This window comes from Pseudonocardia sp. T1-2H (genome assembly GCF_038039215.1).
GTDB lineage: Bacteria > Actinomycetota > Actinomycetes > Mycobacteriales > Pseudonocardiaceae > Pseudonocardia.
In genome coordinates this window covers 6,386,122-6,405,910 of record NZ_JBBPCL010000001.1, presented here as the reverse complement: position 1 = coordinate 6,405,910, position 19,789 = coordinate 6,386,122, and the positions used below count along the sequence as shown (strand labels likewise).

Here is a 19,789-nt window from a genome sequence, read left to right as displayed (position 1 = left end):
GCGCGATCCTCCCGGGTCAGGTGCGGATCGGCACCTCGACGTCAGCCGTCCGCCTGCCGCTCGGCCTGCTCGGCCCTCTCGTCGGCCTCGTCCGCCCGCTCCGCGGCCGCGGCCTCCCGCTCGCCCTTCAGGGGCCGGCCGGTGATCTTGCCCCACAGCCGCAGCGCCCATGACGGGCCGTGCGGCACACCGGCGTTGTGGACGTCCCCCTCGTGCGGGTCGACGGCGTTCACCGTCTCCGGCTCGGCCTCCGTGGGCGCGTTCATCGAGCGGACCGCGGCGGACAGGATCGCCAGCAGCGGCACCGCCAGCAGCGCGCCCGGGATGCCCGCCACGACCACGCCGGCCGCCACCGACAGCACCACGGCGAGCGGGTGCAGCTTGACGGCCCGCCCGAGCAGCAGCGGCTGCAGCACGTGCCCCTCCAGCTGCTGCACCGCGACGACGACGGCCAGCACGATCACCGCGGGGATCAGCCCGTTCGCGACCAGTGCGATCAGCACCGCCACGACACCCGTCACCACGGCGCCGACGGTGGGGATGAACGCGCCGAGGAACACCAGGGCCGCGAGCGGGACGACGAGCGGCACGCCGACGGCCCACAGCCCGATACCGATGCCGATCGCGTCCACGAACGCGACCAGGACGGTCGCGCGGGTGTACCCGACGAGCGTGGCGAACGCCCGCCGGCCGGCGACGTCGACCCGCTCCCGGCGCGTGCGGGGCGCGCCGCGCAGCAGGAACTTCCAGATCCGCGGGCCGTCGTAGAGGAAGAAGATCAGCGAGAACAGGGCGAGGGCGATCCCGGCGCCGACCTCGGTGACGGTCGTCGCGGTCGTCAGGGCGCCGGAGGTCAGGGCGTCCCGGTTGGCGGTCAGGGAGTCGCCGATCTGGGCCGGCAGGTTGTTCAGCTGCTCGGTCGACAGGTTGAACGGCGGCCCCGCCAGGAACTGCTGGATCGCGGTGAAGCTGGAGGCCAGCTGGCTCTGCAACGCCGGCAGGCCGCTGATGAACGTGTTGACGACGAACGACAGCAGCCCCGCGATCAGTGCCAGCCCGCCGACGACCACCAGCGCGGTGGCCGGCCCGCGGGGCACGCGACGGGTCGTGAGCCAGTGCACGACCGGCGCGAGCAGGCCGGAGAGCAGGACCGCGATCGCCACGGGGATCACCACGATCCGCAGCTGGACGATCAGGAACAGCAACAGAGCCAGCGCGGCGGCGATGACCAGCAGCCGGGCGCAGACCTCGGACGAGACGCGCAGCGGCGTCGGGATCGGGTTGCTCCGCCGCTCGAAGTTCCCGGCCGTGCGCGGGGTGAGCGGGACCGCCTGAGCCGGGATCCGCGGTGGCGTGGCGTCGCCGGTGGGGCGGGCGTTCGCCGTGTCGTCGCTCATGGTCGGAACATAGCCCGGTCCCCGGGTTCCGGCCGGTTCTCTCACGCTCTCGAGCCCCGAGCGAGGTGTTGCTCCGCTTCGGTGACCTCCCGCGCGAGCCATGGCTGAACCGGAGTAGTTGTCACGGCTAATCGTCACGCAGCGTCGAATTACACCCGTGTAGTTGACCACCACTCGACGGCACGCTGCTCCATCGGGGCTGAAAGTGGTGACAGAGCGGAGAAACCGCTGTCCGGGCTGCCTCAATGCTCCCGGGTGAGGTGTCCCGGAGGGCACGCGGTGGGCGTTCGACTGTTTACGGGACAAGTGTTCCCGACGGCGGACCACGCGGCGAGGACCCTGTCCTCGCTCGATCGTGAAAGACGGGTCCGACCAGCGGATCCGCCGTTCATGACGGCGTGTCGGGGGACGGTCACGGATGTGTCTCCGTCAGGGAACGAAAGCGCGTCGGGCAGGGAGATCAGGGCCATTCCGGCCGCGGCTCCCCGATCGGGTGGAGGGGGGTGACGACGCAGGTCACAGGCGTGCTCCGGGTGCCGGCGAGACCGCGGAAACGTTGCACGGACCTCGTCGGCCGTCGCTATGAGTGCTCTCCGCTACCCACCCGGAGGGCTGCAGGGGCAAAAACCACCCGAACGATTGGACGTCGACGAAATCGCGGTAATGGCCGCACCCCGACCGTTTCCCCGAGCAGGTGACCCCGTTGTGGGTGTGAGTGCGCCGAATCGCCGGCGGTCGACGGGACCGCGAGAACTCATTCGAGCGGCGCGCACGCCAGAGCTGATGACGGAGGTGCGACGGGTGTCCGGAACGGAACGAGGTTTCAACGGGTCGGTCGAGCGACGATCGGCGGTGCGTGTCCGCGGCGTCGAGGACACCGGTCCCTTCCGGGGCGGCACGCCAGCCGCACCGAGATCGCAGCGGAGACGCCGATCTTCCACGCCCTGACGGCGAGCGGCTGGCGCAGCCGCCAGCACGAGCAGCCGGCGCCACCGCGCCGGTCCCGGGAGTCCCTGGCGGCGTTCCGCCAGGACCCGCTGACGGCGCCGGTCCCGGTGCAGGCGTACTCGATCCTGGCGCCGCCGGCCGACGCGCTGCCCGTGGCCGAACCCCGCCAGCCTCTTCCGGTGGCCCAGCCCCTCCCGGTGGCCCAGCCCCGGGCCGCCGTGCACGAGCCGCGGCGCCCCTCGGTGTCCGGGTCCGCGATCGCCACGCTGGCCTCGGGTGCCCACGCGCTGCGCGACGAACCGCAGGACGGTGGACGCCACCACCGCCTGCCCGTCGCTGCCGGTTCCGGGTACTCCCGGCACTGGTGACCGACCCGCGGCGGCTTCGGGCCGCGGCCGACGATGCCCCGCTGGGGAGCGGGGCATCGTCGTACGGGAGGGCCGGTGGATCATCCGCCGGCCCTCCCGCACGTCCGCACACCCCTGCCCGGGGCGACGCCGCACCCCCGCGTGGCCCTCTCGCCTAGGCTCGTCCGGATGTGGGTCAACTGGTCGGGCGGGCAGCAGGCGAACCCCCGGCGTACGGACCGTCCGCTCGACGAGGCGGGTGTCGTGGCCGCCGTGCAGCGGGCGGCGGAGCGGGGGACGCGGGTACGGCCCGTCGGGGCGGGATTGTCGGGAAGTCCCCTCGCCGTCACCGATGACGTCCACCTGGACTGTTCCGCGCTCACCGGCGTCGTGAGCCTCGACGGCGACCGCGTCCGCGTCCGCGCCGGGACGTCGCTGGCCGCGCTGCTGGGTCATCTCGCCGGTTGCGCCCGCACCCTCGCCGTGATCCCGGAGGCGCTCGCGGTCAGCGTCGGCGGGGCGGTCGGTACCGGGACCCACGGCGGCTCGGCCGCCACCGGATCGCTTTCCGCGCAGGTCACCGGCGTTCGGCTGGTCGACGGGCTCGGTACGCTCCGCGCCCTGGACGCCGAGAGCCCCGAGCTCGACGCGGTCCGCACCGGGCTGGGCGCGCTGGGCGTCCTGACCGAGGTCGAGCTGCGCACCGTCCCGCTGACGGAGCTGGCCGTGCGGGAGGAGCTCCGTCCGTTCGACGCCGCCCTCGCCGACGGCACCCTCGACGCCCACGCCTGGGCCGCGCTGGAGGTGCACGTGCCCTCGGGGGAGGCCGTGGTGCGCCGGGGGGATCCCGTCGGCGCGGACGACCGGGCCGCCGCCGAGGGGCCGGCGGCGCCGGCGAATCCGGTACTGGCGGCCGCCAGCGGGTCCGCGGAGGCGCTGGGTCGGGTGGTGTCGTGGCTCGCACCCGCTCCGTGGCCGGGCTCGCGCCCCGCGTGGAAGCCGTCGAGCAGGTGGGACGGCGGCCTGGCGATCGGCGATCCGCACATCGTCCTGCCGGACCCCCGGCCCTGGCGCGGGGAGATCACCGAGTGGGCGATCCCGCGGGAGGCGCTGCGCGCGGCGCTGCGCGAGCTCGGAGCGGCGACGTCCGCGCGCGGGCTCGAGCTGCGCCGCCCCGTCGACGTGCGGGTGGGGCCCGCGGAGACCGGCTGGCTGCATCCCGCGCAGGGCCGGGCGACGGCCTGGATCGCCGTCCGCAGCCCCCGGGGGGCCGATCACCGACCGCTGTTCGGGCTGGTCGCGGCGGTCCTGGAGGACCTGGAGGGCCGCCCGCACTGGGCGGGCCGCCACGACTGGACGGTCGCCGAGCTGGAGCGGACGTACCCACGGCTGCCGGACTTCCTGGACGTCCGGGACAGCCTGGACCCGGGCCGCCGCTTCACCAACGACCACCTGGACACCCTCCTCGGCCCCTGACCCACCCGAGCCAACCCGCGAGTCGGTCCGCAAGACCGGGCGAGTCGGGGTGTGGGGCCGGGCGAGTCGGGGTGTGGGGCCGGGCGAGCCGCGGCTCTCCGCCCCGACTCGGCGGGCTTCACATCGCGCCTCGCGGGGCTTCACATCGCGACTCGCGGGGTCTCAGGTACCGACTCGCGGGGGGCGGCAGGTCGTGGGGCGGCGGCCCGGCGGCTGTCAGAGGGCGGCGCGGAGGCGGGCGGAGACGGCTCGCAGGTTCGCGCGGGTCTCCGCGCGGTCCACCCGCGTGGGCTCCGTGTCCGCCAGCACCTGCTCCCCCGCGACCCAGACGTCCTTCACGAGCCTCGCCCCGCCCGCCCAGACAAGGTTCGAGACGAGCTGGGCGTCGTCGTCGGGGGCGACGAAGACGGAGTCGTCGAGGTCCACGTGGACGAGGTCCGCCCAGCGACCCGGCTCGAGGGCCCCGATGTCGTCCCGGCCGATCGCCTCGGCGCCGTCCCGGGTGGCCATCAGCAGCAGGTCCGCGGCCGTCAACGCCGCGGCGTCGCCCGCGTCGATCCGGGCGAGCATGCCGGCGAGCCGGGCCTGCAGCCAGAGGTCCTGGTCGTCCCCGGAGGCGGGGCCGTCGGTGCCCAGCCCGACCCGGACGCCGGCCCGGCGCAGGTCCAGGACCCGGGCGACCCCGGCCGCCAGCTTCGCGTTGGAGCCCGGACAGTGCGCGACGGCCACACCCGCGTCCGCGAGGAGCGCGATGTCCGCGTCCGAGAGCTGCACGGAGTGCGCGGCGAGCACCCGGCCGCCCAGCGCGCCGATCTCCCGGAGCTCGGCCGGCACCGAGCCGTACGCGGCCCGCTGCGCGACGTCCTCCTGCTTCGACTCGGCGACGTGCACGTGCATCAGCGCGCCGCGCGCCCGGGCGGCCTCGGCGATCGTCGTCAGGGCCTCGGGCGACAGCGTGTAGGCGGAGTGCGGCCCGTACCCCAGCTCGACGCGCTCGCCGGGCCCGAACCGCAGCCCGCCGGCGTCGATGCGGGCGGACACGTCGTCCCGCATCTCCTGCCAGGTGCCCAGGCGGTCCCAGCCGGGCGCGGCGATGATCCCGGGGGTCAGCAGCACCCGGGAGCCCGCGGTGAGCACGGCGTCGATCACCGCGTCGGTGAAGAAGTACATCTCGGTACTCGTGGTGCAGCCGCTGCGCAGGTGCTCGACGCAGCCGGCGAGCATCCCGGCGCGGACGTCGTCGTCGTCGAGCATGCCCTCGGCCGGCCACATGACGTCCTGCAGCCAGGACATCAGCGGCAGGTCCCCGCCCATCCCGCGGAGCACGGACATCGGCGTGTGGCAGTGCGTGTTGACGAGCCCGGGCATGAGCAGCCCGGGCAGCTCCCGCACCGGTGTCGACGGCGCCGCAGGCGCCTCTGCGCGGGGGCCCACCCACGCGATCCGGCCGGCGTCGTCGACGTCCACCACGGCGTCGCGGACGACCGGGAAGCCCTTTCCGCAGGTCAGAGCGACCGCGGCGGCGAGCCGCAGGGACATCAGCGGCGGGGTTCCAGCAGCGAGCGCAGCGAGCGGAACGGCGGCAGCCAGGCACCGTCGTCCGGCAGGGACTCCAGCGTCATGCGCGGCAGCGGCTCGCGGAAGACGCCGTCGATGTCCTCGAGGTCGAGGAACGAGATCGTCTCCGAGCCGAGCGCGAAGTTGGCGTACTCGCGGAACCCGATCACCGTGACGTCGACGTGCTCGGAGATCAGCTTCTCGAGCGGGTCCAGGAACGCGCGCCCGTCCCCGGACGCCACGACGACGTGCCGCAGCGACCCCTCGTTCCGCCGCAGCTCGATGTGACTGAGCATGTCGTCGTCGATGTCGCTGTCGTCGGTGACCTTCGGCTTGGCGAAGACCGCGAAACCGACGTTCCGCAGCGCCTCCACCCAGGGCCGGACGACCTCGGTGCTGCCCGGTACGACGTTGGTGAACACACAGGCCTCGGCGACGGCGTCGGGACCGGCGAGGTCCAGCAGCCAGCGGCCGACGGCGTCGAACCGCGGCCGGAACGCCGACGTCGGGCGCGCCCCCAGCAGCGAGCCGAGGCTCATGTCCATGTTGGGGGCGTCCCACACGAGCAGCACGCGCGGCTGGGGTCCGGTGGCGGTCACGTCCGGTCCTCCGGGGCACTGCGGCGGGTCATCCCGCGACCTTATACGGCCCCGGGGCCGAGCCGGGACCACGCCGGGCGAGCCGCCCGGCGGCACGTCAGGATGATCGGTGTGGGAACGCAGTCGGGCGAGACGCCGCAGCAGGTGGCCGAACGGGTCGGGGCCGCCATGGCCCATCACGACGCGGCGGCGAGGGGAGCCGGTATCCGGCTCGTGGAGATCGGGCCGGGCCGGGCGCGCTCGGCCATGACCGTCGAGGACCGCCACGTCAACGGGCACGGGATCGGCCACGGCGGCTACATCTTCATGCTCGCGGACTGCGCCTTCGCCTACGCCTGCAACAGCCACGGCGTCTCGACGGTCGCGCAGGGCGGCGACATCACGTTCCTGCGGCCCGCGAAGCTCGGCGACGAACTCGTGGCCGAGGCCGTCGAGCGCGCGCTCGGCCGCTCCGGGATCTACGACGTGACCGTCCGGACCGGCGCGGGCGAGGTCGTCGCGGAGTTCCGCGGCCGGTCCCGCCAGGTGCCCGGTCTGCCCGGCCCCACCTTGCCCTGAGGTCAGCGCACGTAGATCAGGTCGTGCACCACGCGGCCCTCGACCTTCGCCCGCTGCTCGAACTTGGTGAGCGGCCGGAAGTCCGGCCGCGGGTACCACCCGTCCGCCCCGGTGCCGGGGGCCCGGTGCAGCAGCGGCTCGGCGTCGCAGACCTCGCGCATCTGCTCCGCGTACTCCTCCCAGTCCGTGGCGAGGTGCAGCGTCGCCCCGGGCGCCAGCCGCGACGCGACGAGTGCCGCGAACTCCGGCTGCACGAGGCGCCGCTTGTGGTGGCGGCGCTTGGGCCAGGGGTCCGGGAAGTACACCCGGACGCCGTCGAGCGATCCTGGCGCGACGACGTGTTCGAGCAGCTCCACGGCGTCCCCGCGCAGCATCCGCAGGTTCTCCGTGCCGTCGGCGCGCATCAGCATGATCAGCCGCGCCAGTCCCGGTTCGTAGACCTCGACGGCGAGCAGGTTCACCCCGGGCTCGGCGGCGGCCATCGCGGCCGTCGACTCCCCGGACCCGGAGCCGATCTCCAGGATCAGCGGGGCCGTCCGGCCGAACGTGGCGGCGGCGTCGAAGGTGCCTGCCCGGACCGCGTCCGCGACGTCACCGCCGTAGACCGACCACCACTCGTCCCAGGCGCGCTGCTGGCCCTCCGTCAGCCGGTTGCGGTGCTGGACGAAGCTCGGGATGCGTGCCGGGCGATCCACCTCGGGCCGGGTGTCCTGCTCAGGCACCGGCGTTCGAGGCGGGCAGCCGGACGTGGGCGGTGGCGCCGGGGAGCCTGCCGCGCAGGTAGCCCGCGGCGGTCCAGCCCAGGCAGCAGACGATCGCGGCCGCGCCCTTGGGCCGGCGGCGCAGCAGCTCGCGGAGCACGCCCTTGGGCAGCACGCCGGTGACGTAGCCGCGCTCGGTGGACAGGGCGTCGTCGCTGCCGACCAGCCCGGCGACGGCGGCCTTCGACAGGCCCTCCGCCCAGCTGCGCCGGCGCAGGTACTCCCAGTGCACGCGGTCCTCGCTGACCCGGTGGTCCACCGCGGCCCGCGGCTCGAACAGGATCCGGGCCGGCCGGCCGTCCTTCTTGTAGGCCTGGGTGGCCCGGATGCAGAGCTCGGTCTCCTCGCAGCCCAGCGGGTTCTTGCCGATCCGGCCGATGTCCTCGGCGAACCCGCCGACCCGCTTGAACACCTCGGCGCGAAGGGACATGTTGCAGCCCATGAGGTTGCGCATCTCGGCCGCCGTGGTGGGCTGGCCGGTGTAGGTACAGCCGACGACCCAGTCCAGCTCGCCCGTCGCGTCGCGGTTGTCCGGCGCGTAGCCCGGCAGCATCACGGGGCGGCGCTCCGGCCAGCGGGGGTGCGCGATGCCGCCGACGCCGATGACGGCCGGGTCCGCGTACGGGGTCAGCAGGGCCCGCAGCCAGCCGGGACGGGCCGCGGCGTCGTCGTCGAGGAAGACGATGATCTCGCCGGTCGCCGCCTCGACGGCGGTGTTCCGTGCCCCCGAGAGGCCCTGCCGGTGGACGCTCGGCAGCACCCGCACCCCGCGGGGGCCGAAGGTGCGCGAGGCCCGTTCGAGCAGGGCGTCGTTGTGGTCGACGACCACGATCGTCTCGGCCGCGGCGACGTCCTGCGCCGCGACGGACTCGACGGCGGCGACGATGTCGAACCACCGCTTGTCCGTGTAGACGCAGATGACGACGCTCGCCGTCACGGCCGGGTCGGGCTGGGCCGGGTTCACTTCGACGGTCTCCTCACGGGCGGTGCGTGCGGCCGCCGTCCGCACCCGATCAGGTGTCAGGGCTTGCGGCGGTCGGCTCGGCGATGCTCGGAGAGCAGGGTACGCAGCACCCGGGTGCCGTCCGCGAAGGTCCTCAGGTTCGTCTCGCCGAAGATCCGCAGCTTCTCCACCGACGGCACCTCGGTGATCCGCAGCCCGGCGGCCGCGATCCGGCAGTTCAGCACGGTCTCGATCTCGAACCCGTCGCCCCAGAGCATGGTGCCGTCCTCGGGGAGCGGGAGCGCCGGGTCGGGCAGTTCGAGCAGCGGCAGCAGGTCCGCCCAGAAGGCGTTGTAGCCGTAGCAGAGGTCCGTGTACGACGTGCCGAACAGCGCGTTGGCCACGGTGTTCAGCCCGGCGTTCCCGGTCTTGCGGAGCAGCGTGATGTCCTCGCTGCCGCCGCCGCGGGCGAACCGGCTGCCCTTGGCGAAGTCCGCGCCCGCGACGAGGGCGGAGACGAACGCCGGGATCTCCGCCGGGTCCGCGGAGCCGTCCGCGTCGAACATGACGATGACGTCGCCGGTCGCCGCCGCGAACCCGCACGCCATGGCGTTGCCCTTGCCCTTGCGGGTCTGGGTGATGCAGCGCACCCACGGCAGCGTCCGGCGGGCGGTGCCGAGCGTGTCGTCCGTCGAGTTGCCGTCGACGACGATGATCTCGTGCACGGCCGGGCGGACCGCCGCGATCGCGGGGAGCACGACCTCGAGGTTCCGGGCCTCGTTCCGCGTCGGGACGATGACGGTGACGGCCGGGTTCGCCGAGCGCCGCGGCGACGGGCGGGGCCGCGGACGCCGGCTGAGCTCCGGCGGGGGCACGGGCCGCAGCGGCGGCCGTCCGCCGTAGGGGGCCCCGTGGGGGGCGGCGTACGGCGGGCCGTACTGGCCGGGGCCGGGGTACTGGCCGGGGCCGGGGTACTGGCCCGGACCGGGGTGCGGGCCCGGCTGCTGCCCCGGGCGTGGTGGCGCGCCCGGCACCACCCCACGTGTGGGGGCCGGACGGGGCGTCGAAACGGCGCTCACACAACCTCCATACAGGTCCGCTCGATGATGACAACGAGGACACGACCACTCGGATGTGCGTGATCGACATCTCCACCCGTTAGGACGCACCGTCAGGCGACGGGGTTGCCCCGGGGTCGGCGGGAGTCCTCGTTCGGGTGATCACGGTCCGATCGTGCGCGGATCCTCGTACTAGTACTGATCCGGAACCGCCCGCGATCCGGGAGTCTTCGGGCATGTCCGCACCGACGGGAAAGCCCGACCGGATCACCGAGCTCGCCGCCGAGCTGGGTCGTCTCGGCCGCCGCCTCGACGACATGGGGTCGGAGCTGCTCACGCTCGCGGCCGCGCCGGGGAGAGCGGGCGAGGCCGCCGAGCCGTCCGCCGCACCCGGTGGCCGGCCGACGGGTGGACCGACCGCGGATCCGCAGGGGCCTGCGAGCGGGCCGTACCCGGGCCCGGCCTACGGGGGACCGCCGTACCCGAGCCCGCAGCACGCGGGTGCGGGCGTTTCGCAGCCGCCGTACCCGGGTGCCCAGCCGTACCCGGGTGCCCAGCCCTACCCGCCGCGTGTCGGGCCGGACCGCGGCGCCCCCCGGCCTCTCGGGATCCCTCGGTACCCCGCTCCGCGCCCGCCCCGGCCCGCGCCCGGCCGCGCGCTCAGGACCTGGGTCTCCTCGCTGTCCGGTGCCCGGCTGCTGGCCTGGACCGGCGGTGCGGTGACCCTGCTCGGCGTCGTCATGCTGCTGGTGCTCGCGGCGTCCCGCGGCTGGTTCTCCCCCGGCGCCCGGGTGGGCCTCGGGGCGGTGCTCGGCCTCGCCCTCGTCGGGCTCGCCGTGCGGTTGAACCGCAAGGACTCGCCGGTCGGTGCGCTAGCCCTGGCCGGGACCGGCGTCGCGGCCCTCTACCTGGACGTCGCGGCCGCGACGGCGCTGTACGGCTTCCTGCCCGACGTCGCCGGGCTGGCGCTGGCGTTGCTCGTCGCGGCGGGCGGGATCACTCTCGCGGACGCCTGGCGGTCCCGGCTGCTCGCCGTCGGCGCCGTGGTGGGCGCGGCGGTGCTCGCGCCGTTCGTGACCGACGGCTTCACCCCGTTGCTGGTCGCGCTCGTGCTCGCGCTGCAGGTCGCCGCGGCAGCGGCGGTCCTGCGCCGCGGCTGGCCGACGCTGGTCCCCGTCGCGGCCGCCTGGCCCGCGCTGTACGGCATGGTCGCGGCCGGGACGTCCTGGTACAGCAGCACCCCGGCCGCGATCGCCGCGAGCGTCGCGGTGCTGGTCGTCGGGGTCGCGCTCGCCGCGCCCATGGCCGTCCGGCCGGCGGCCGGGCCCGGGGCCGTCGCGGCCGCGCTCGCCGTCTCGGCCCTGCCGACGCTCACCCTCGGCGCGCTGCTGCAAGGCTGGCGCGGTGCGGTGCTCGCGGCCGGCGCCGCCGTCGTCCTGCTCGGGTTCAGTGCGTGGCCCGCCCCGGTGAAGGCGATCCGGATCACCGCCCTGACCGCCGGTGCCGTGGCTCTCTTCCAGGCCACGATGCTCGCCTTCGACGGCACGCCCCAGCACGCCGTGCTCCTCGGCCAGGGCATCGTCCTGGCCGTCCTCGCGACGGTGCTGAGGGCGCGGCTGCCGCTGCTCGTCGGCGGGGTGTACGGCCTGGTCGGGGTGCTGCTGGCCGTGGCCGAGGTGGTTCCGCCGCAGGCGCTGGCGGCGTTCCCGCGGTGGCCGTTCCTCGCGGGTGCGGAGGTCCGCACCGGCGCGCTCGTGGCCGCGCTCGGGCTGTCCGCGCTGATCCTGGCGCTCGCCGTCGCGGTGCTGGCCGCCGCCGGGCGGACCGGGGTGGTCCGGGCGGACTCGTCGACGGCCGGGCTCTGGGTCCCGACCGGCCTGGTCGGGCTGTACGGCGCTGCGGGCCTGGTGCTCGCCGCCGCGTTGCTGATCTCGCCGGACCGCGACGGGTTCCTGCTCGGGCACGCCGCCGTCACGGTGTCCTGGGCGGTCGCCGCGCTGGTGCTGCTGGCCCGCGGGATCAGCCGGACCGCGCTGCGGGTGACGGGGCTCGTGCTCGTCGCCGCGGCGGTGGCGAAGCTGGTGCTGTTCGACCTCACGGCCCTCGACGGCCTGGCGCGCGTCGCCGCGTTCCTGGGCGCCGGCCTGGTGCTGCTCGCGGCCGGGACCCGGTACGCGAAGGTCGTGGCCGCGGCCCAGGAGGAACCGGCGCGGGCGGAGGAGACGCCCTCAACCCCGGCCGGGGCCTGAGGACCGGACGAACGGGGACAGCAGGCCGGGGACCGCCCCGGCGGCGAACTCCACCCCGTCGACGGCGGCGGCGTCGTGGGCGGTGAACGCGCCCCGGCCCGCGGCCGTCGTCGCGGTCACGGTGACCAGGCCGGCGTGGCGCTGCCACGGGGACTGCCGGATCCGCCAGCCGATGACCCCCTCCCGGCGCAGGGCGACCGTGCTGCGCCGCAGCGACCCCGAGCGCGTCACCAGGTAGCGGCCGGTCAGGCCGTGTCCGAGGTTGGCGGCGGCGTCCCGCGCGAACAGCAGGGCGAGGGGCGTGGCCGGCACCATGAGCACGACCGCCGCGACGACCAGCGGGGTCACCGGCACGAGCAGACCGGGCAGCGCCAGCGCCAGCACCGGGACGGCGACGCACAGCAGCGCCCGGGCGAGCCGGCGGCGGCGGGCGGCGGCCGGGTGCGGGGTCAGCGGCTGCGCGGTCGGGCACAGCGACTCGCCCAGCACCGCCGCCGCCACCCGCTCGGCCAACGAGCGCGGCGCCGCCGGCAGCAGGGTCCGGTGCTCCGTGCTCTCCGCGTCCGCGCCGACGACCAGGCCGGTGGCGACGGCGTCGACCCGGGCGGCCCCGGCGAGCCGCGCCCCCAGCGGCTCGACGAGCTCCACTCCGTGCAACCGCCGCTCCTCCAGCGAGATCGAACGGGTGGTCACCACGCCGCGGCGCACCCGCAGCGTCCCGCCCGGCTCGCGGTCCAGCCGGAAGTGCCCCCACGTCTCGGCGTAGAGCGCGAGCGCGGACAGCCCGCCGACCAGCAGCAGGACACCCACCAGGACGACCGCCACGGCGGCCGGGGAGACCGCCCGGGAAGCCGTGCCGACGGCGTCGAACAGGCCGTCGCGGAGCCCGAGCCAGTCCGCGAGCTGCAGCAGGATCCCGGGGACGCCGATCGCGAGCAGCGGAGTCGCGGCGGTGAGCAGTCCGTAGCGCATCCAGCGGGGGTTGCCGCTGGCGATGCGGCCGTCCCCGGGCCCGGCCTGCGGGCCGCCCGCGGAGCGGACCCGGTCCAGCAGGACCGTCCGGAGCCGGTCGGCCTCGAGGCGGTCGACCGGGCGCAGCTGCAGGATCGTCTCGCCGGTGCCGCTGCGCTGCCCGGTGCCCACCCGCAACGTGACCAGGCCGAACGTCCGCAGTACCGGACCGGCCGTCACGTCGACCGTGCGGACGCGCTGCAGCGCGAGGCTCCGCCGCCGTCGGACCAGGACCCCGGAGCGGACCTCGACGCGCTCGGGTGTGACGCGGTAGCGGGCGCGCCGCCAGCTCAGCCGGGCCGCCAGCGCCGCGGCGGCCACGATCGCGAGCGCGGCGGTCAGCGTCGCGGCGAGGGCGACGGGCAGCCGGGCCGGGTCGCGGACCGCGACACCGACGAGCGTGAGCGCCCCGGCGAGGGTGACCAGCCCGGCGACCAGCACGACGGTCACGGCGACGGCGCGGCCGTCCAGCGTGGCCCAGTCCCCCTCCGGCGGCTCGGCTCCCCCGGCCGGCACGACGGCAGCGGCCCTCACCGGCACAGACCCGTCCCCCACCCGCGCATTCCTCCCCCCGAACGACCGGGCACCCCGGATCCCGGTCCTGCACTCTCCCGCCCGACGCGCGGCCCGGTCCACCCCCGGGCGGTGGGAAAGCGCAGGACCGTTCACTCCCGGGAACGATCCTGCCGACCGGCCCCGCGGAGCACCGGCCGTGCCGCACTCTTCGGACATGAACGATCGCCACGCCGCCGCGGTACGCACCCGGCAGGGGGAGCTGCGGGCCGAGCGGGCCGCCCTGGGCGGCGGCCACCGGGCCGAGACCCGCTCCGCGCTGGCCCTGGTCCGGCTGGACCTGGCCGCCGCGCTCCGGGCGGAGGTCCTCGGGCTGCGCGCCGACGCCGGCCGCCGGATCGCCCGGACGGGTGACCGTGGCCGGGCCCGGCTCCCGGAGGTCCTGGGCGCGGCGCTCACCGAGGCCGCCGCCCGGCTGGAGCCGCGCGTCCGCGCCCGGGCGCTGCCGCCGCTGCGCGCCCTCGCCGGCGGCCTCGGGCTCGATCCCGCCCTCGTCGATCCCGGGAGCCCGCCGCAGCCCCCACCGGTCCGGCTGCCACCGCCGCCCGCGCTTCCCGGGTGGCCGCACCTCCTGCTGCGCGCCGGTCCCGGGGCCTGGCGCCCGCTGCTCGCGGCGGCGTTGCCGCTGCTGGGGCTGCCGGTCCTGCCGCTCACCGGGCTCCGGGCGCTGCTGCCGCTGCTCATGGGGTTGTCCGTGGCCGCCGTGGCGGGGACGATCGTGGCGCAGCGCGCCGCGGCGGACCGCGCCCGCTGGGGCGGCTGGGTCGCCGAGGCCCTCGAAGGGTTCGGCGCGGCGTACGACACGGTGGTCGGAAGGCGGCTGATCGAGGTGGAACGGCGGGTGGGAACGGCGCTGGACGCGGCCGTCGCCGCGCGCCGCGCCGAGGTCGTCGCCGAGCTGCGGGCCCTGGAGCCGTCCGGTGCGCGCTGACGGAGACCGGCCCGACGAGCCCCTCGGCGAGCTCGTCATCGGCCCGTGGGACCTCGACACGGACGGCGACGGCGTGCCGGACTCGATCCTCGTCGACGACGACGGGCCGGTCGCCGCGACCGACCTGGACGGCGACGGCCTGGCGGACCAGATCCTCCGCCTCGCCCCGGTGGACCCGGGCGGCCCGCTCCTGACCGGCACGGTCTTCGGTCCGCTGCTCATGGACGCCGCGTTCCCGGACGACGACCACCCGTGGTGGCTGCCCCCGGACCCGCACTGACTCCGGGCCCGCACTGACTCCGTGCCCGCACTGACTCCGGGCCCGGACAGGGGCGGCCGGTAGGTTGACGCGGTGCCAGCCACCGATCCCGCTGTGGACGACACCCTGATCGATCCCGAGTTCCGGGCGCTCCCGCTCGCCGGCCTGGCGGGGGCCGCGCTGAGCCGGGCCCGGCTCCTCGGCGCGGAGTACGCGGACCTGCGGGTCGAGCGGATCGTGTCGCAGACCATCCGGCTCCGGGACGGCTCGGTCACCGGCGTCGCGGACTCCACCGTCACCGGGCTCGCGGTCCGGGTGCTGGTCGACGGCGTGTGGGGGTTCGCCTCGCACGTCGAGCTCACCCCGCAGTCCGCGGTCGCGGTCGCCGAACGAGCCGTCGCCGTCGCGCGGACGCTGCTCCCGGTGGCGCTCGAACGGGTCGAGCGCGCGGACGAGCCCGTCCATCCGGGATCGGTCTGGGTCTCGGCCTACGACGTCGACCCGTTCACCGTGCCCATCCGGGACAAGGTCGAGCTGCTCACGGACCGGTCCCGGCGCCTCCTCGCGAGCGACGGCGTGGACCACGTCGCGGCCTCGGTGCTGCAGGTGCGCGAGTGCAAGTTCTACGCGGACTCGGCCGGCACCACGACGCTGCAGCAGCGCGTCCGGCTCGAGCCCGGGATCACCGCGACCGCCGTGGACCGGGCGGCGGGCGGCTTCGAGACCATGAGCAGCCTCGCCCCGCCCGTCGGCCGCGGCTGGGAGTACCTCACCGGGGACTTCTGGGACTGGGACGCCGAGCTCGCCGAGATGCCGGAGCTCCTCGCCGGGAAGTCGAAGGCGCCCAGCGTCGAGGCGGGGGTGTACGACCTGGTCATCGACCCGACCAACCTCTGGCTCACGATCCACGAGTCCGTCGGGCACGCCACCGAGTACGACCGTGCGATCGGCTACGAGGCGGCGTACGCGGGCTCGTCGTTCGCGACCCCGGACAAGCTCGGGACGCTGCGCTACGGCTCGGAGCACATGCACGTCACGGGCGACCGGACCGTCCCGCACGGCCTGTCCACCATCGGGTTCGACGACGACGGCGTGCGGACCGGCGAGTGGGACCTCGTCCGCGACGGCGTGCTCGTCGGCTACCAGCTGGACCGCACCTTCGCACCCCGGCTGGGCCTCGACCGGTCCAACGGCTGCGCGTTCGCGGACTCCCCGCACCACGTCCCGATCCAGCGGATGGCCAACGTGTCCCTGGCGCCGGACCCGGCGAAGGACACCAGCACGGCCGAGCTGATCGCCGGCGTCGAACGCGGGATCTACGTCGTCGGGGACAAGTCCTGGTCCATCGACATGCAGCGCCACAACTTCCAGTTCACCGGCCAGCGCTTCTTCCGGATCGAGAACGGGAGGCTCGCCGGGCAGCTGCGCGACGTCGCCTACCAGGCCACGACCACGGACTTCTGGGGCGCGATGGACGCCGTCGGCGGCCCGTCCACGTGGCGCCTCGGCGGCGCGATGAACTGCGGCAAGGCCCAGCCGGGACAGGCCGCGCCGGTGAGCCACGGCTGCCCGTCCGCGCGGTTCCGCGGGATCTCGGTGCTGAACACCCAGGAGGAGGGCAAGTGAGCACCCTGTCCCCGCAGGAGATCGTCGAGCGCGTCCTGGCGGCGTCGGCCGGGCTCGCCGGCTGTGCGGTGATCGTCAGCGAGACCGGTGAGGCCGTCCTGCGCTGGGCGAACTCGACGATGACGACCAACGGGCACACGACGTCGCGCCGGGTCACGGTGATCGCGTTCGTCGACGTCGAGGGCGGGACGGCGGCCGGGACGGTCAGCTCCAGCGTCGCCGTCACCGATCCGGCCCAGCTCGAGGACCTGGTGCGCGAGGCGGAGCGCAGCGCCCGGGACGCGGGTCCGGCGGAGGACGCCGCGCCGCTCCCCGAGCCGACCTGCGAGGACGTGGCGTGGGGCGATCCCGCCGCGGAGACCTCGATCGCCGTCTACTCGGACCTGGCGAGCGGCCTCGCCGAGGTGCTGGCCGGGCCGAACCGGCAGTACGGCTTCGCGAGCCACTCGCTCACCACGGTATGGCTGGGCACCTCGGCGGGCGTGCGCCGCCGCTGGGTGCAGCCCACCGGTTCCGTCGAGCTCAACGTCAAGACGTCGGACCTGTCCGGCTCCGCCTGGGCCGGCGCGGCGACGACGGACTTCACGGACGTCGACGTCGTCGCGCTCGCCGCCGAGGCCGCGGACCGGCTGGCCTGGGGCGCCCGCAAGGTCACGCTGGAGCCCGGCCGCTACGAGACGCTGATGCCGCCGTCGGCCGTCGCGGACATGCTCGTCTACCTGTCCTGGTCCATGGAGGGGCGATCCGCACAGGAGGGGCGCAGCGCGCTCGCCGGGCCGGACGGGCCGCGCATCGGCGAGCAGCTGACGTCGCTCCCGCTGACCCTGAGCAGCGACCCGGACGCGCCGGGGATGGAGTACGAGCCGTTCGTCGTCGCCACCGCGTCCGGGGGCGGGACCAGCGTGTTCGACAACGGGGCGCCGAACCGGCGGGTGGACTGGGTGCGTGAGGGCGTGATCAGCGAGCTGGTCTACAGCCGGGCCGAGGCCGCGGAGTTCGGGACGGCGTTCACGCCGGCCGGGGACAACCTGATCCTGACCGGCGGCGCCGACACGTCCTTGCCGGAGATGGTCGCGCGCACCGAACGCGCCCTGCTGCTGACGTGCCTCTGGTACATCCGGGAGGTCGACCCCACGACGCTGCTGCTCACCGGCCTGACCCGGGACGGCGTCTACCTGGTGGAGCACGGCGAGGTCGTCGCCGAGGTCGACCACAACTTCCGGTTCAACTACTCCCCGCTGGACCTCCTGCGCCGGACGAGCGAGGTGGGCGCCACGGTCCCGACGCTGCCGCGGGAGTGGAAGGACTGGTTCACCCGGACGGCCATGCCGCCGGTCCGGGTGCCGGACTTCCACATGAGCTCGGTGTCCCTCGGGCGGTAGCCCGTCCTGGGAGGGGTGCTGAACATCACCCTCCTAGGCCGGCGGGGGCGGCGGGACCGGGTCGGCGGTCGGGGCGGGGCGACGGCGCTGCTCGGCCAGCCGCTCGTCGATCCGGTCGGACACCACGGCCTGGCGCCTGCGTTCCCGGATCCGCAGCAGCACCAGCATCGAGACGCCGTAGGCGATCCCGACCACCAGCAACGCCACCCCGAACCGGGTCACCGTGGCCTGCAGGGGCGCCTCGATCGGCACGTCGATGGTCGAGAGGAGCGCCAGGACCCCGAGGGTGAGCAGGTGGAACAGCACGCTGAGCAGGATGTTGAGCGAGTGCGCCGTCTCATTGCTCCGGAACACCTCCTCCAGGAAGGGCTGTCCACTGCGCAGCAGGACCTGGCCGACCACCACGGTCAACAGGACGGCGACGAACAGGTAGATCACGTACTCGGTGGTGCCCATCGACTCTCCTCAGGCGCACGGCCACCGGTCGGTGGCGAAGTCGATTACCCGTTTCGCCCCACTCGTACGCATGCGGTGATCGGATCCGCCGCACGGACCGGTCGTCACCGGGCCGATCGCAGGAACTCGAGGACGACGGAGTCGAGCGCCGCGACGCTCCCGGGCTCGGCCGGCGATCCGGCCCCGGGCTGCTCCCGGACCGTCCAGTCCGGCCGGGCCTGCGCCAGGACGTCCACGAGATCGCGGATGGACGGCTGCGGCGTCGGCCCGACCAGCAGCAACGTCGCGGCGGAGCCCGAGGCGACCTCGGCGAGGGTGAGCCCCGGGTCCGTGATCGCGTCCCATTCGTGGCGCCCGGGCCCGATCGCCTCGACGATCTGGGTGCGGCACCGCTGCGAGAGGCTCGCCCAGGTGCCCTCGCCGAACCACTGGTCCGTGACCGACGGCGCCGCCTCGGCGCAGCGCTGCGCCTCGGCGGTCTCGACGACCCGATCCCGGAGCCGGCACACGTCGTCGAACACGTCGTGCCTGCCCGCCCGGGCGAGCAGGCTGAACGGCACCGGCTCCACCAGGACGAGGGTCTCGGCCCGTTCGCCCAGCTCCACCGCCGCGCGCATCGCGACCGCCCCGCCGATCCCGTGCCCGATCAGCGACACCGGCTCGTCCCGCCCCGCGGTGACGGCGTGCACCAGCCGGACCTGGTCCGTCAGGGACTGCCGGCGCGGCGCGGACCAGGGCGGGGTCGCCCCGTGCCCGTGCAGCGCCACCATCAGGACGTGGTGGTCGTCGGCCAGCTCCTCGACCAGGCCCTCCCACCGCGACAGCCCGGCCAGCGCGCCCGGCAGCAGCACCACCGTCGGGCCCGAGCCCTTCTCCAGGACGTCGACGCGGACCGTCCCCCGGGTCCTCACCACCATTCCGATCCCCCCTCGTGGGAGGGGGTTCGGCGCCGTGGGGACCGGTGTTAGCCGGTCGCGCCGGTTCCGGACCGGCCGATGATCTGTCGGAGCCGGTCCAGCAGGTCGTCCACGGCGATGCCCCCGGTGAGCGGAGCGCCGGTGAGGGTGCGCAGGTACAGGCCGTCGCCGACGAGCTGGACCAGCCAGGCGAGCACCGGGTCCGGGACCTCCTCGGCGAGCGCGGCGAGCCCGTCCGCGTCGACGCCGGCCACGGCCTCGCGCGCCGCCGCGCCGATCGTGCTGGCGTCCGCGAGACGCAGGGTCGCGAGGTAGGTGCGGCTCAGCCCGACGGGCGACGCCGCACCGGGGACCGAGGTCAGGAGGTAGTACGCGACGGGGCCGTCCGGGCTCTCCCGCATCAGCGCGGCGTCCGCCTTGCTGCGCTCGCGGAGGCGTTCGAACAGGCCCTGGGCCAGCGCGTCCTTCGAGGCGAAGTGGTAGAGGAGGCCACCCTTGGACACCTCCGCCACGGCCGCGACGGCGTCCAGCGTCGCGCCCGCGGACCCCTGCTCGATCAGCAGGGTCTCGTAGGCGTCGAGGACCCGATCCCGCGCGCTCGCCACCTGCCGAGTCTAGGGGGCGTGATCGCGGTGAGACGGCTCACCCGGCGTCCCGGAAGTTCGCCTGCTCCGGTGACGTTGAGCTACTGTACCGTCTGGACGGTACAGCTCGTCCCGACTTCTCATCCGCACGACGCGC

The 19,789-nt window shown here is 75.2% G+C and carries 18 protein-coding genes; 8 read left to right on the top strand and 10 right to left on the bottom strand.

Annotation, left to right across the window (positions count from 1 at the left end; all coding sequences use genetic code 11):
- Nucleotides 1-41: 41 nt before the first annotated feature.
- Nucleotides 42-1,397 (bottom strand): AI-2E family transporter, encoded by a 1,356-nt coding sequence (locus WBK50_RS31535; protein ID WP_341339044.1) that lies wholly within the window; start codon nucleotides 1,395-1,397, stop codon nucleotides 42-44.
- 1,127 nt (nucleotides 1,398-2,524) lie between these two features.
- Here WBK50_RS31535 and WBK50_RS31530 point away from each other — a divergent pair.
- Together WBK50_RS31530 and WBK50_RS31525 are read left to right on the top strand one after the other, a co-directional pair.
- Entirely contained in the window at nucleotides 2,525-2,713 is a 189-nt protein-coding gene (locus WBK50_RS31530) for a hypothetical protein (RefSeq protein ID WP_341339043.1), read from the top strand.
- Nucleotides 2,714-2,881: 168 nt separating this feature from the next.
- Complete coding sequence (locus tag WBK50_RS31525) at nucleotides 2,882-4,168, top strand: D-arabinono-1,4-lactone oxidase (RefSeq protein WP_341339042.1); 1,287 nt, start codon at nucleotides 2,882-2,884, stop codon at nucleotides 4,166-4,168.
- Nucleotides 4,169-4,384: 216 nt separating this feature from the next.
- Here the strand turns inward: WBK50_RS31525 and WBK50_RS31520 are convergent, their stop codons facing one another.
- Entirely contained in the window at nucleotides 4,385-5,707 is a 1,323-nt protein-coding gene (locus tag WBK50_RS31520; protein ID WP_341339041.1) for an amidohydrolase family protein, read from the bottom strand.
- Nucleotides 5,707-6,324, bottom strand: coding sequence for an NYN domain-containing protein (locus WBK50_RS31515; RefSeq protein WP_341339040.1), 618 nt, complete (start codon nucleotides 6,322-6,324; stop codon nucleotides 5,707-5,709). The genes WBK50_RS31520 and WBK50_RS31515 overlap by 1 nt, the downstream gene beginning before the upstream one ends.
- A gap of 168 nt (nucleotides 6,325-6,492) precedes the next feature.
- Between WBK50_RS31515 and paaI the strand changes: the two genes are divergently transcribed.
- Nucleotides 6,493-6,882 (top strand): hydroxyphenylacetyl-CoA thioesterase PaaI, encoded by a 390-nt coding sequence (gene paaI / locus WBK50_RS31510; RefSeq protein WP_341339567.1) that lies wholly within the window; start codon nucleotides 6,493-6,495, stop codon nucleotides 6,880-6,882.
- A gap of 2 nt (nucleotides 6,883-6,884) precedes the next feature.
- On the opposite strand, the gene trmB is transcribed toward paaI, so the two are convergent.
- Genes trmB through WBK50_RS31495 form a run of 3 tightly spaced genes read right to left on the bottom strand, consistent with a single transcriptional unit; the run spans nucleotide 6,885 to nucleotide 9,665 of the window.
- Nucleotides 6,885-7,577 carry a tRNA (guanosine(46)-N7)-methyltransferase TrmB gene (gene trmB / locus WBK50_RS31505; RefSeq protein ID WP_341339039.1) on the bottom strand — a complete coding sequence of 231 codons (693 nt, stop codon included), beginning with the start codon at nucleotides 7,575-7,577 and terminating at the stop codon, nucleotides 6,885-6,887.
- Between the two features lie 19 nt (nucleotides 7,578-7,596).
- Nucleotides 7,597-8,607, bottom strand: coding sequence for a glycosyltransferase family 2 protein (locus tag WBK50_RS31500; RefSeq protein WP_341339038.1), 1,011 nt, complete (start codon nucleotides 8,605-8,607; stop codon nucleotides 7,597-7,599).
- A 56-nt stretch (nucleotides 8,608-8,663) separates the two neighbouring features.
- On the bottom strand, nucleotides 8,664-9,665 hold the full coding sequence (locus tag WBK50_RS31495; RefSeq protein WP_341339037.1) for a glycosyltransferase family 2 protein: 1,002 nt from the start codon (nucleotides 9,663-9,665) through the stop codon (nucleotides 8,664-8,666).
- Nucleotides 9,666-9,880: 215 nt separating this feature from the next.
- Here WBK50_RS31495 and WBK50_RS31490 point away from each other — a divergent pair, with 215 nt between their 5' ends.
- Nucleotides 9,881-11,893 (top strand): DUF2339 domain-containing protein, encoded by a 2,013-nt coding sequence (locus tag WBK50_RS31490; RefSeq protein WP_341339036.1) that lies wholly within the window; start codon nucleotides 9,881-9,883, stop codon nucleotides 11,891-11,893.
- Here the strand turns inward: WBK50_RS31490 and WBK50_RS31485 are convergent.
- Nucleotides 11,873-13,438: a PH domain-containing protein gene (locus WBK50_RS31485; RefSeq protein ID WP_341339035.1), complete on the bottom strand. Its 1,566-nt coding sequence runs from the start codon at nucleotides 13,436-13,438 to the stop codon at nucleotides 11,873-11,875. The two genes, WBK50_RS31490 and WBK50_RS31485, sit on opposite strands and share 21 nt — an antisense overlap.
- 196 nt (nucleotides 13,439-13,634) lie before the next feature.
- On the opposite strand from WBK50_RS31485, the gene WBK50_RS31480 reads away from it, so the two are divergent.
- From WBK50_RS31480 to WBK50_RS31465, 4 genes are all read left to right on the top strand, one after another.
- Nucleotides 13,635-14,408 (top strand): hypothetical protein, encoded by a 774-nt coding sequence (locus WBK50_RS31480; RefSeq protein WP_341339034.1) that lies wholly within the window; start codon nucleotides 13,635-13,637, stop codon nucleotides 14,406-14,408.
- Nucleotides 14,398-14,688 carry a hypothetical protein gene (locus WBK50_RS31475; protein WP_341339033.1) on the top strand — a complete coding sequence of 97 codons (291 nt, stop codon included), beginning with the start codon at nucleotides 14,398-14,400 and terminating at the stop codon, nucleotides 14,686-14,688. Before WBK50_RS31480 ends, WBK50_RS31475 begins: the two co-directional genes overlap by 11 nt.
- A 72-nt stretch (nucleotides 14,689-14,760) precedes the next feature.
- On the top strand, nucleotides 14,761-16,293 hold the full coding sequence (locus WBK50_RS31470; protein WP_341339032.1) for a TldD/PmbA family protein: 1,533 nt from the start codon (nucleotides 14,761-14,763) through the stop codon (nucleotides 16,291-16,293).
- The gene (locus WBK50_RS31465) at nucleotides 16,290-17,675 is read left to right on the top strand and encodes a metallopeptidase TldD-related protein (RefSeq protein ID WP_341339031.1); all 1,386 of its coding nucleotides are present in this window, start codon (nucleotides 16,290-16,292) and stop codon (nucleotides 17,673-17,675) included. The genes WBK50_RS31470 and WBK50_RS31465 overlap by 4 nt, the downstream gene beginning before the upstream one ends.
- A 33-nt stretch (nucleotides 17,676-17,708) precedes the next feature.
- Here WBK50_RS31465 and WBK50_RS31460 read toward each other — a convergent pair whose 3' ends face one another.
- From WBK50_RS31460 to WBK50_RS31450, 3 genes are all read right to left on the bottom strand, one after another.
- A complete protein-coding gene (locus tag WBK50_RS31460; RefSeq protein ID WP_341339030.1) occupies nucleotides 17,709-18,131 on the bottom strand; it encodes a hypothetical protein in 423 nt (140 codons plus the stop codon).
- A gap of 104 nt (nucleotides 18,132-18,235) precedes the next feature.
- On the bottom strand, nucleotides 18,236-19,048 hold the full coding sequence (locus WBK50_RS31455; protein ID WP_341339029.1) for an alpha/beta fold hydrolase: 813 nt from the start codon (nucleotides 19,046-19,048) through the stop codon (nucleotides 18,236-18,238).
- 47 nt (nucleotides 19,049-19,095) lie between these two features.
- Entirely contained in the window at nucleotides 19,096-19,653 is a 558-nt protein-coding gene (locus tag WBK50_RS31450) for a TetR/AcrR family transcriptional regulator (RefSeq protein ID WP_341339028.1), read from the bottom strand.
- Between the last annotated feature and the right edge of the window lie 136 nt (nucleotides 19,654-19,789).

Coding starts and splice junctions, on each gene's coding strand:
- WBK50_RS31535 (WP_341339044.1), bottom strand. CDS start 1,397: ATGAGCGACGACACGGCGAACGCCCGCCCCACCGGCGACGCCACGCCA.
- WBK50_RS31525 (WP_341339042.1), top strand. CDS start 2,882: ATGTGGGTCAACTGGTCGGGCGGGCAGCAGGCGAACCCCCGGCGTACG.
- WBK50_RS31520 (WP_341339041.1), bottom strand. CDS start 5,707: ATGTCCCTGCGGCTCGCCGCCGCGGTCGCTCTGACCTGCGGAAAGGGC.
- paaI (WP_341339567.1), top strand. CDS start 6,493: ATGGCCCATCACGACGCGGCGGCGAGGGGAGCCGGTATCCGGCTCGTG.
- WBK50_RS31490 (WP_341339036.1), top strand. CDS start 9,881: ATGTCCGCACCGACGGGAAAGCCCGACCGGATCACCGAGCTCGCCGCC.
- WBK50_RS31480 (WP_341339034.1), top strand. CDS start 13,635: ATGAACGATCGCCACGCCGCCGCGGTACGCACCCGGCAGGGGGAGCTG.
- WBK50_RS31460 (WP_341339030.1), bottom strand. CDS start 18,131: ATGGGCACCACCGAGTACGTGATCTACCTGTTCGTCGCCGTCCTGTTG.
- WBK50_RS31455 (WP_341339029.1), bottom strand. CDS start 19,048: ATGGTGGTGAGGACCCGGGGGACGGTCCGCGTCGACGTCCTGGAGAAG.